At 48.0% G+C, this 12,565-nt stretch carries 7 protein-coding genes; 4 read left to right on the top strand and 3 right to left on the bottom strand.

Annotated features, from left to right (window positions below):
- Positions 1-32 precede the first annotated feature (32 nt).
- Complete coding sequence (locus BLS03_RS11350) at positions 33-515, top strand: hypothetical protein (protein WP_093273727.1); 483 nt, start codon at positions 33-35, stop codon at positions 513-515.
- Here BLS03_RS11350 and BLS03_RS11345 read toward each other — a convergent pair.
- Positions 512-997, bottom strand: a complete 486-nt coding sequence (locus BLS03_RS11345) for a putative 4-hydroxy-4-methyl-2-oxoglutarate aldolase (protein WP_093273725.1) — start codon at positions 995-997, stop codon at positions 512-514. The genes BLS03_RS11350 and BLS03_RS11345 overlap by 4 nt on opposite strands.
- Before the next feature lie 747 nt (positions 998-1,744).
- Here BLS03_RS11345 and arcA point away from each other — a divergent pair.
- Complete coding sequence (gene arcA, locus BLS03_RS11340; RefSeq protein WP_093273724.1) at positions 1,745-2,461, top strand: two-component system response regulator ArcA; 717 nt, start codon at positions 1,745-1,747, stop codon at positions 2,459-2,461.
- Between the two features lie 109 nt (positions 2,462-2,570).
- On the opposite strand, the gene arcB is transcribed toward arcA, so the two are convergent.
- The gene (arcB, locus tag BLS03_RS11335; RefSeq protein ID WP_093273722.1) at positions 2,571-4,919 is read right to left on the bottom strand and encodes an aerobic respiration two-component sensor histidine kinase ArcB; all 2,349 of its coding nucleotides are present in this window, start codon (positions 4,917-4,919) and stop codon (positions 2,571-2,573) included.
- Between the two features lie 137 nt (positions 4,920-5,056).
- Complete coding sequence (mnmL, locus tag BLS03_RS11330) at positions 5,057-6,007, bottom strand: tRNA modification radical SAM protein MnmL/YtqA (protein WP_093273721.1); 951 nt, start codon at positions 6,005-6,007, stop codon at positions 5,057-5,059.
- A 509-nt stretch (positions 6,008-6,516) separates the two neighbouring features.
- Between mnmL and gltB the strand changes: the two genes are divergently transcribed.
- Both gltB and BLS03_RS11320 read left to right on the top strand, forming a co-directional pair.
- Complete coding sequence (gltB, locus tag BLS03_RS11325; RefSeq protein WP_176765581.1) at positions 6,517-11,055, top strand: glutamate synthase large subunit; 4,539 nt, start codon at positions 6,517-6,519, stop codon at positions 11,053-11,055.
- Entirely contained in the window at positions 11,055-12,524 is a 1,470-nt protein-coding gene (locus BLS03_RS11320) for a glutamate synthase subunit beta (protein ID WP_093273717.1), read from the top strand. Before gltB ends, BLS03_RS11320 begins: the two co-directional genes overlap by 1 nt.
- Positions 12,525-12,565: the final 41 nt, after the last annotated feature.

Raw genomic sequence — 12,565 nt, 5'->3', positions numbered from 1 at the left:
AGGCAGTGAGAACAACAAGCAAGGAGCGCTAGATGAAAAAAATAATCAGCTCGTGCTTAATATCCTTGGTATGTCTAGGATTAAGCACCAAGGCGCTTGCCGCTTTTTTGCCTGAACTCCCTGCGCATCAGACAACTCCTTCATCCCCATTTAAGTTCTTTATCTCTTCCGAGCAAGATGTTCAGACCTTTGACTCATGGAAAATCGACAGCGGCTATTCCTACAGCTTGTTTGACAACGTTGATATCTATGTCGGCGCTCGAGTCGACAATACCTCATCAGAGAATCAAAGCGGATTCTTAAGCGGCGTCAGCTATCAAATATCGCCACGCTTTTCGGTCAAAAGTACTCTGCATACATCGAGCTATTCAAATGTTGAGGAAGGGAAAGACACCTTGATTTCGGCAGAGGTTTCCAGCCGCATGAGACTGACTGAAAACCTCGATGTGCATGCTACCCTCGATTATCAAGAATGGCAGCAAGGTGTGGAAGTTGGACTCGGGTTTCGTTTTTAAGTCCAGTCAAGCAAATTGACCGATGTGAGAATACCGTTCCAATCTGCGTAAATGTAATCCCCTGGTTGAATCATCTGATTATGCATCGTCAAGGTTACGTTGACATCCCCAGCACCACGCTTATCGGTTTTAAATGGACTGGTACCAAGCGCTTTTAAACCGATTTCCATCATAGCGATGGCCGCCGCATCTCGCACCGCCCCATTAATGATCACGCCTTCCCATTCATTATCGATTGCCAAAATCGCCAATTGATCACCCATTAACGCTTTTTGGCACGAGCCATTGCCATCCACGACCAGCACTTTGCCTTTGCCATTTTGGCTCAACATTTCTCTTACTTTTGAGTTGTCGTGGTAGCAGCGCACTGTAACAATCTCCCCCCAGAACGCACTCTTCTGGCCGAAGTTTTGTAACGGCAAATTAACTAAAGTGACTTGATTCTCGAACTTGTCACAAATATCAGGCGTTATGTCTATCATTGTTCCTCCGTGATACGAATTGTTAGAAATCCTTATTTTAATCGAAAACTTAGCTTACCTATTTCGAGCTGTTGACCACCGATATACAGTCGTCAATTAGGTCTGTCATCACCAACATAGAAAATGGTATTTTATTGATATTTACGCGCGACAATCATCGCTTCATCAATGTCTACCACAGTGACAACTTACCCTTCAGCCCAATAATAATCAGGGCCGACGATAAGTACTTTGAGGTGGGATAAGGGATAAATATCCTTTGCTAAATCCGCATTATTATTCTGGTTTTGTTATTTCGACAACGGCTCACTGTTTGGGTTCCATACACTCATGTTCGCGAATGGTGCAGTTGCTATTGGCTTATCAAATAACAACATACTCTGACAGTATGCCAGCTATAATATCTGGGAAATTTTCATATAAGTAACAATTTTACATTTGGCTGAGACTATTCATATTTGTTACATTTGTTCTATTGATATAAATCAACAAAGTGTTTGGAATTAACATTCTGCCGTTGTTAGCAAGCTGTTAACATTATAGAATCCGCTCAAAGACTAGTAGAAGGTTAAGAGGTCGGGACTCCTCTAATTATCAGAACGCTGTACCACGGATGGCGGGCAGTTAAAGGCGATGTAATTTTTCAGCCTTTCGTTTATTATCAACACCTCATTACCTGTATGTTATGTTTTTTGCCTAGAATTTATTCTATTAGCACAAGTTTATTCACAAATTTAGGTACCGCCAATGCAAACCCCGCATATTCTTATCGTAGAAGATGAGCAAGTAACTCGTAACACTCTTAAGAGTATTTTTGAAGCCGAGGGATACGCTGTTTTTGAGGCAAGCGATGGTGAAGAAATGCACCACGTATTGTCTGAAAATCAGATCAATTTGGTGATCATGGATATCAATCTTCCAGGCAAGAACGGCCTGCTACTTGCTCGCGAACTTCGTGAACAAGCAAATATGGCACTGATGTTCTTAACTGGCCGTGATAACGAAGTCGATAAGATCCTGGGCCTAGAAATCGGTGCTGATGACTACATTACAAAACCATTTAACCCACGTGAATTGACCATCCGTGCACGCAATTTGTTGAATCGCTCAATGAATGCCAACACGGTTCAAGAAGAAAAACGTAGCGTTGAAAAATACACATTCAATGGTTGGGTATTAGACATCAACAGCCGTTCGTTGATCAGCCCAAGTGGCAGCAGCTACAAATTGCCTCGTTCAGAGTTTCGCGCTCTACTTCACTTCTGTGAAAACCCAGGCAAGATTCAAACTCGCGCTGACCTACTGAAAAAAATGACTGGCCGCGAGCTTAAGCCACACGATCGTACTGTAGACGTAACCATTCGCCGTATTCGCAAGCATTTTGAATCGGTTTCAGGTACACCTGAAATCATTGCGACTATCCACGGTGAAGGCTACCGCTTCTGTGGTGATATCGAGGAATAAGCGATATCGAGGAATAAGCTTCGATATCATGAGCCTATGTCGCTCAAGCTAAGAAAAAATAAAAGGCTTGCCATCATGGCAAGCCTTTTTTATTGGCGCATTGGCGCGCTTAACGCTCTGCTAACCACTGCTTGAGAACCTCAATATCGCTTTGATATTCATTTTTGATCTCTTCCACCCAGTCGTTAATATTTTCCCACCATGCTGGCATATCCGGAGATTGCGCTTTTTGCGCTACACGCTGAATACGTTGCAAACCAATCGAACCTGCTGCGCCTTTAATCTTATGAGCTTCAGACACTATGCCATCTTGGTCTTTCGCGACCATGTTAGAATCAAGCACTTGAATGTAATCTGGCATCATTTTTTCAAACATGGTGATACTTTCCAGCACGGGAGCTGCGCCGACAATATCAACATAAGACTCTAACATCGCCAGATCGAGTAGCTGCTCGTAGTCGTTGCCATCAACTTGATGAGAATCTATCGCTTCTTGAGGCGGCTGCTCTGGCGTACTCACATCTTCATTCATGCAATGCTTGGCAATCACGTTCTGAACCGCTTTCACGGACAACGGCTTGCTGATCGCATCATCCATTCCTTGCCGCATATACTCGTTTTTGTCTTTGAGAACGTTAGCAGTCAACGCCACCAGCGGTGGTAGATTTGTGTAGGTTTGACGATAATATTGGGCGATGTCAAAACCGGTCATATCTGGCAGTTGGATATCTAGGAACACCAAATCGTACTCTTGTGGCTCAAAGTTAAGTTTGGCCTCTTCACCCGTCATGGCAACCGTGACGCAGTGGCCCAAACTTTCAAGCAGTGAACGCGCAACGGTAATATTGAGTTCAATATCTTCAACCATAAAGATATTAAGTTGACGGTTGTTTTTCATCACTGGCGCTTCCAATGATTGCTCACTGCCGATCGGGACGTGAATATTGACCGTAAAAGTACTGCCAAATCCTTCTTCTGAGCTGACCAGAATCTCCCCTTGCATCATATGAATAAGTTGCTGGGAAACCGCTAAGCCAATTCCGGTGCCGACCGCATGCAAGTTGTCTTTGCCCGATTTGACTTGATAATACATGGCAAAGATTTTCTCGAGTTCAGCATCTGGAATACCGATACCCGTATCTTCCACTTCAATGGTGATATCGGCAAAGCCGGCGTTTTGCTCAGCGCTGACACTCATCACCACGCCCCCTTCTTTGGTGAACTTCATCGCATTATTGATCAAGTTCCACAGCACTTGACGAAGACGGGTAGCATCCACTTCAATCACCGCAGGAAAATCACTCAAGCGTTCGAGATCAAAACGCAATCCTTTCTGCTCGGCCATTAACGCGGAAATACTTTCCATTTCGGTGACGAACTGTTCAAAGTTCAAAGGCGCAGGGAAGAGTTCGAGCTTGCGGCGATCAAATTTATCCATATCAATGATGTCATTGAAAATGTTACCCAGAGTAATCGCGCTAACATTGATGGTTTGCATGTGCTTGCGCTGCTCCGCCGTCATCGGTGTATCCAACAACATACGACTCAAGCCCACGATACCGTTGAGTGGCGTGCGCAGCTCATGACTTATAGTGGAAATAAACGTGGTTTTGTCACGGCTGGCTTTTTCCAGCGACTCTTCGTGGCGTTTACGCTCCGTAATGTCGCGGCCAAACCCGACCAGACCAAGGTGGCGACCATCTTTGCTGTAAAACGGTACTTTGCGCAGTTCAAAATAATTTTTACGCCCGTCGGGATATTCAAGCCATTGCTCATAAGTCAGTGCGCTATTATTGGCAAACACCTGTTGGTCCGTTTCAACAATCGGTTGCGCGACCTCTTTACTGTACACATCCCAAGGGGTTAATCCGACTAACTGGCTTTCTTTGCGCCCGGTTAACTCTTCCATCGCTCGGTTACAGCCCGAGAACACACCATCGGCGTTGCGGTAATAGATAAGGTCAGGCGATGCATCGATGAAAGAACGCAGCAACGCTGTACGCTCAGCCAATTCCATCTGCGTGCGTTCGCGCTGATAGACCTCATTTTCCAAGTCTTTCATCGCGTTTTCGCGCGCCGATTCAGCTTTGATCCGCTCTTCGATCTCGAGGTTCAATTTGGCGATGTTCTGCTGCAGCTGTTGGTTAAGCTCTTGATCTCGCGAGCGCATATCTTTGAGTTTCGACACCAACTTTGACAAACGTTGGCGTGAATCTTCCAATTGATCGACCACCACCGACAAGAAATACACCGCCCACGGCGTGATAATCAAACCAAAGAACACCGAGCGAACAATATCGATGTTATCCACTTGACCATTAAGAAACAGGGTGATGCCGACTTGAACCACAACCGCAAGCGCCACTAAGGCCAGCGCAAGAAGAATAGAGAAACGTAAAATGCCGAGTTTAACCAGCAGATCAACGTAATATTGAGCAAGATTTTTGATGGTTTTCATTGCGCGTCCTAGCGGATTACGATAAGCGAAGTTTACCGTTTTTCTGCTAGCGAGGTAAGAGTGAACGCTGTGGCGCGACAGCTAAATTACAGATGTGTGAGACGGATAATGCCAAGCTTCAAAATCCTAGAATAACATTATGATTTTGAAGCGATAAACTCAGGCTGAATATATTGAAAAGGTCGTCCAATACTGGAACCTTGCGCGCCCTCTCGGTCCAATGCGCGGCCAATTTCTGTCATCGCTAACCAGCGATTTTCACACCACAATGGCGCAAGCAGTGTTGGGCGGCGCGCCGCAGAACTGACGCGATGATAAATGATCTCAGGCGGAGTCATACGAATCAGTTCACTTGCGGTAGCGACATACTCTTCAAGACTCGGCGCCTGTAAACGCCCCGCTTTCCATGCTTTTGCCATGGTGCTGCCTTCAACAATGTGCAAACCATGCAATTTAATGCCATCTGTACCGGTTGCCAGCACTTGTTCCATACTCTGCACATTATCACTGCGCTGCTCATTAGGCAGACCAACAATCAAGTGAGTACACACTTTAATGCCAAGCGTGCGTGCTCTTTGAGTAATCACGTCGTAACAGCCAAAATCATGGCCGCGATTAATCCGCTTAAGGGTTTGATCATTCGCGGTTTGCAAGCCTAGCTCTAACCAAATTTCGTAGCCTTGCTGAACGTAGTCTGCCAATAGCTCCAATACCGCATCAGGCACGCAATCCGGCCGCGTACCCACACACAAGCCGACAATATCCGCGGCATGCAATGCATTTTCGTACATGGCTTTTAACGTCTGAACTTCGGCATAGGTGTTGGTGTAAGCCTGAAAATACGCCAAATATTTGCGTGCGCGTTTGATTTCACCCGCACGATCATGGAGTTGCTGTTCGATGGTTTGTACTTGCGTGGTTTCGTCAACAAACGATGAGACGTTACAAAACGTGCATCCACCACGACCAATCGTGCCGTCGCGGTTTGGGCAACTAAATCCACCATGCAGAGTTAGCTTATGAACGCGCTCGCCATAGCGCCTTGATAGATCTTGGCCTAGCGTATTCACCAATTCGTGCAGCTGCATGTTACCTCCGCCCAAACAACAATAACTCTCAATCGCATTTGGTAATAAAATTACAACGTTAGTTTACTTAGGCCGAATATTGTACTTGATTCGGTATTTTCCCCTTATGCGAAAAATCAATAAAAATGCACTAAAATACGCAAAAATTCGTTATGTTAACGGCTTGTTATTCATAAAAATTCAAATTTGCGACTTTGTTCTGATTGCCAAACCAACAGTTAAAAATGTAGGATACTTACAGATCCGGCACTTTTTGTTTATTTTATTTCCATAATTTGTGTAGGACATTCTGTGATATCCGCCCCCTCCGCTATAAAGCACTATATAAGTCATATAAAAACTATGGATATCACTAGGGATTAATTTTCTCGCAACACATTTCCTGCGAGAGAGAACGGACTCAAGCCAGTTGCCTAAGCTGGTTTCGACTCAATTTCAAGGACAACTGCAGCCCCAACATACAGCACACGTGCGTCTGGTGGTTTGCAATAAACTGGAAGGATGTATCTATGGTAGATATTAAACAGGAGCCACAAGGCCTTTATACTCCAGAACTGGAGCACGACGCCTGTGGTATCGGTTTTGTCGCCCACCTCAAAAACCGAAAATCTCATCACGTTTTAACTCAAGCTTTGGATATGCTTGCGCGCATGGAGCATCGCGGCGGTCAAGGATGCGATCCTTGCAGCGGTGATGGCGCGGGCATTTTGCTGCAAAAACCCCACGAATTTCTACTTCAAGAAGCTCAGAAAGAAGGCATTAAACTGCCCTCCTTTGAGAAATACGGTGTGGGCGTGGTGTTATTCCCTAAAGATGAGCATCAACGTGCGCAATGTCGTGACATTTTAGAGCGTAATGCCAAGCGCCTTGATTTGGACATTATCGGTTACCGAATTCTACCGACCGACAACAGCATGCTTGGCGCCGACCCGCTCAGCACAGAGCCGCAATTCGAACATGTATTTGTCGCTGGCGGCCCAGGCATGTCAGCTGGAGAGTTGGAACGCAAACTCTACGTACTGCGTAACTACACAGTGCGAGTGTGCTTAGAAAGCGTGTCCAATATTGGCGATGATTTCTACATCAACTCAATGTCTTACAAAACATTGGTGTATAAAGGCCAACTCACCACCGAGCAAGTGCCACAATACTTTCTCGATTTACAAAACCCAACCATGGTGACTGCGCTGGCTCTTGTCCATTCGCGCTTTTCGACCAACACTTTCCCGAAATGGCGCTTAGCCCAACCATTTCGTTATATCGCCCACAACGGGGAAATCAACACAGTTCGCGGTAATTTGAACTGGATGACCGCGCGTGAAGCGATTCTCGATTCAAAGCTGTTTACTCAACCAGAAATCGATATGTTGCTACCGATCTGCCAAGAAGGTAGCTCGGATTCGTCTAACTTCGATATGGTGCTAGAGCTGCTGGTGCTCTCTGGTCGTAGCTTGCCACACGCGTTAATGATGATGATTCCTGAAGCGTGGCAAGAAAACAAAACCATGGATCCAACCCGCCGCGCCTTTTACCAATATCACGCCAACGTTATGGAACCGTGGGATGGCCCTGCCTCTGTCTGTTTTACTGATGGTGTGCAAGTGGGTGCAACCCTTGACCGTAACGGCCTGCGCCCATCCCGCTATACCGTGACCAAAGACGATTTCTTGATCATGGCCTCCGAGTCTGGTGTGGTCGAAGTGGCTCCGGAAAATGTCGAATACCGCGGCCGCTTGCAACCGGGACGTATTTTCGTTGCCGACCTTGAGCAAGGACGCATCATCTCTGATGAAGAGATCAAAGATGGCATTGCTTCAGCGCAGCCGTATCAAAAATGGGTTGACGACAACCTGCTGAGTTTGAAAAAGCTGCCAGAAGCGGACAACGCGCATAGCCAACCTAACCCAGAGCGTTTATTGCATCGCCAGTTAGCATTTGGCCTTAGCAATGAAGAAGTGAACGAAATCATCACGCCAATGGCGCGCGACGGTAAAGAGCCGCTCAGTGCGATGGGCGCCGACTGGCCGCTCGCGGTGCTTTCCCATCAATCTCAGCATCTTTCTAACTATTTCAAACAGTTATTTGCACAAGTGACCAACCCGCCAATCGATCCAATTCGTGAACGCATGGTGATGTCACTCAATAGTTATATTGGTAAAGATCAAAACTTACTCAGCGAAACTCCGGCTCACTGCCGTAAAGTTGAGCTGGAATCGCCAGTCATTTCCAATGCCGAATTAGAAAAACTGCGCGCAATTGACAACGAGCACTTGCAAGCCAAAACCTTGGACATAGTGTTCCAAGCCAGCGGCGATGCCGGCAAACTTGAACGCGCTCTAAAACGGATCTGCCAATACGCAGAAGATGCGGTGATTGACGGTTACTCGATCATCTTGCTCACCGACCGCGCGGTTAACTCTAACCACGCTGCCATTCCGGCGATGTTGGCTGTCGGTGCGGTGCATCACCACCTGATTCGTAAAGGCTTACGCGCCAAATGCGGCATCGTGGTTGAAACGGGTGATGCGCGTGAAACCCACCACTTCGCCACTTTAATTGGTTATGGCGCAGATGCGGTTAACCCCTATTTGGTGATTGAAACTTGCGTTGATCTGCAGCGTCGTAAAAAGCTGCCTCAAGACATCAGCAGCGAAAAAGTCTTTGATCAATACCGTAAAGCGGTCAATGGCGGCTTGCTGAAGATCTTCTCGAAAATGGGCATTTCAACCCTGCAATCCTATCAAGGCGCGCAGATCTTTGAAGCACTTGGTATCAGCAAAGCCGTGGTCGACAAATACTTCACCGGCACGGTGACTCGTATTCAAGGCCTAACCTTAGATGACATCGCCAAAGAAGTGGTGGTTCGCCACCGCGTCGGTTATCCAACCCGTGAAATTCCAGTGCAAATGCTTGATGTCGGCGGTGTATACCAATGGAAACAGCGCGGTGAAAAGCACCTGTTCAATCCAGAAACCATCTCTTTGTTGCAGCAGTCAACGCGCAACAAAGACTACGCGCAGTTCAAACAGTACGCGCAAGCGGTCGACAAGCAATTAGATAATGCGGTGACTTTGCGTAGTCAGCTGGAATTTGTCAAAAATCCTGCCGGTAGCATTGCCATTGACCAAGTCGAACCGATTGAAAGCATTGTAAAACGCTTTGCAACGGGCGCGATGTCGTTTGGTTCTATCTCTTACGAAGCGCACTCAACGCTTGCTGTGGCAATGAACCGTCTTGGCGCTAAATCCAACTCCGGTGAAGGTGGCGAAGATGCGGCGCGCTTTGAACGCAAAGAAAACGGTGATTGGGAGCGCTCGGCAATCAAACAGGTCGCCTCTGGCCGCTTTGGTGTCACCTCTTACTATTTGACCAACGCCGATGAGCTGCAAATCAAAATGGCACAAGGGGCGAAACCGGGTGAAGGCGGACAGCTTCCTGGGGATAAAGTCGATGATTGGATTGGCGCGACGCGTCACTCAACGCCAGGAGTCGGGTTGATTTCACCGCCGCCACACCACGACATCTACTCGATTGAAGATTTGGCCCAGCTGATTTTCGATCTCAAGAACGCCAACCGTGCAGGACGCGTTAACGTCAAACTGGTTTCAGAAGCGGGTGTCGGCACCATCGCCTCCGGCGTTGCCAAAGCCAAAGCCGATGTGGTGCTTATCGCAGGTTACGATGGCGGTACAGGCGCATCGCCAATGTCTTCGATTCGTCACACTGGCTTACCATGGGAACTCGGCCTCGCTGAGACTCACCAAACGCTACTGAAAAACGGCCTGCGTAATCGCATCGTAGTTCAAGCCGACGGACAGATGAAAACCCCACGCGACTTAGCGGTAGCGACCCTGCTTGGCGCTGAAGAATGGGGGGTTGCGACCGCAGCTCTAGTGGTCGAAGGCTGCATTATGATGCGTAAATGCCACAAGAACACTTGCCCTGTGGGCATCGCAACCCAGAACAAAACCTTGCGTGAGCGCTTTGATGGCCGCGTTGAAGATCTCATCACCTTCTTCCAATACATGGCGCAAGGCCTACGTGAAATCATGGCTGAACTCGGCTTTAGAACCATTGATGAAATGGTCGGCCAAGGCGATAAACTGAAAGTGCGCGACGATATCGCTCACTGGAAATATCAGCACCTCGATCTTTCTCCGGTATTGCACATGCAAGCGCCGCGCGAGCAAGATGGTGTGTTCTGCCAAACCGAGCAAAACCATCATCTGGAACAAGTGCTTGATCGCACTCTGATCGATGCGGCTAAACCTGCGCTTGAGCATGGCCAAGCGGTAGATATCAAACTGCCGATCATCAACACCGATCGTTCGGTCGGCACTATGCTGTCCAACGAAATTTCTAAAGTGTACAAAGACCAAGGCTTGCCAAAACCGATGACGGTGAAGTTTAACGGCTCGGCAGGTCAATCATTTGGGGCTTTCCTTGCTAAAGGTGTCACCTTTACAGTCGAAGGCGATGCCAACGACTATTGGGGTAAAGGTCTTTCTGGCGGCACTTTGGTGCTGTATCCAAACGCTCAGTCCAGCATTGTTGCAGAAGACAACATCGTAGTGGGTAACGTGTGTTTCTATGGCGCGACCTCAGGTGAGTCGTACATTCGCGGCCTAGCTGGCGAGCGTTTCTGCGTACGTAACTCAGGCGCTAAAGTGGTAGTTGAAGGTATCGGCGATCACGGTTGTGAATACATGACTGGCGGTGTGGCAATCATTCTTGGTTCGACAGGTCGCAACTTCGCGGCGGGTATGAGCGGCGGTGTGGCTTACGTTTGGGATAAGTCTGGCGATTTTCGCGCCAAACTCAATGACGAACTGGTCGACATCGATCCAATTGAAGCGGAAGACCGTACGCTGCTCAAGAGCATGCTCACTAAGCATGTCAACTACACCGGCAGCGAAGTGGCACAATCCTTCTTGGATAATTTTGAATCGAGCTTAACCTCACTGGTGAAAGTGATGCCACGTGATTACAAAGCCGCATTGAAGAAACGCCAGGAACAGGCACAAGTTAGCGCAGTGGAGGCCGTATAATGGGCAAGCCGACAGGATTTTTGGAGCATGGTCGTGAGCTACCGAAAAAAATCGACCCAGCAACGCGAATTCAAAACAACCAAGAGTTTGTTCTTAATGATGAATTCGGCAGTAAAATCAACACTCAGGCATCACGCTGCATGGATTGTGGCGTGCCGTTTTGCCATAACGGCTGCCCGATTGGCAACATCATTCCCGAGTTTAACGATGCGGTTTATCGCGACAGTTGGGAAGAAGCATGGAACATTTTAAGTTCGACTAACAACTTTCCAGAGTTTACCGGTCGAGTCTGCCCTGCGCCCTGCGAAAGCGCCTGTGTGCTGGGTATCAACCAAGACCCAATCACCATCTGTAATATCGAGAAAACCATCGTCGAAACCGCGTATCGCGAGGGTTACGCGAAACCGAAAACGCCGCGCTCGCGTAGTGGTAAAAGCGTCGCCATTATTGGTAGTGGTCCGGCGGGCTTGGCTGCTGCAGAGCAACTTAACAGTGCTGGACATTCAGTCACGGTATTTGAACGCGATGAAAAAGTCGGCGGTTTGCTGCGTTTTGGCATTCCCGATTTCAAACTCAGCATGGCGGTTATCGATCGTAAAATCGATTTGATGGCGCAAGCTGGGGTGGAATTTAAGGTCAATCAGCATGTCGGCGTTGATGTTAACGCTCAGCAGCTACGTCAAGAATACGATGTCGTACTGCTAACTGGTGGCTCAACCGTGCCGCGCGATTTGCCAATTCCCGGCCGCGAACTTGATGGCGTTTACTTTGCGATGCAGTTTCTGGGGCAGAATAACCGCCGCGCTAACAACATGGATCTTAAAACTAACGAGATTCATGCCAAAGGCAAGCACGTCGTCGTGATCGGTGGCGGCGACACGGGTTCAGACTGTGTCGGCACTTCAAACCGTCATGGCGCGGCGAGCATCACTCAAGTTGAGATCATGCCGATGCCACCCGAAAAGCGCCCAGCCAATATGCCGTGGCCGCAATATCCGATGATTCTGCGCACTTCAACGTCCCACGAAGAAGGCTGTGAGCGTCACTGGAATATTCTCACCAAAGAATTTATCGGTAACGAGCAAGGCCAAGTCACCGGCCTGCGTATCGCCGATATCACTTGGCAACCAGCAAAAGCCGGTGAACGTCCAAGCTTTGAGGAAGTGGCAGGCAGCGAACGAGTGATTGATTGTGACATGGCCTTTTTGGCAATGGGCTTTTTACACCCAGAGCCTCACGGCGTGCTGGCACAGCTGGACATCAAACTCGATGATCGCGGTAATGTCGCAACGCAAGGTTTCCAAACCAACCAAAAAGGAGTGTTTGCCGCTGGTGATATGCGCACAGGTCAATCTCTGGTGGTACGTTGTATTAATGAAGGGCGTGAATGCGCTCGAGAAATTGATGCTTACTTGATGGGCGGTTCAAACCTTGAAGCGAAAGCCGATTCGCTAATGCTATCGGTGTAATGGAGACAAGCAGTCAGATTGCAGTATCTACGATCTGACTG

This window comes from Vibrio xiamenensis (assembly GCF_900100015.1).
In the GTDB taxonomy this organism is placed as follows: Bacteria; Pseudomonadota; Gammaproteobacteria; order Enterobacterales; family Vibrionaceae; genus Vibrio; species Vibrio xiamenensis.
The sequence above is the reverse complement of the archived record's forward strand: the minus strand, read 5'-3'. Positions and strand labels throughout refer to the sequence as shown.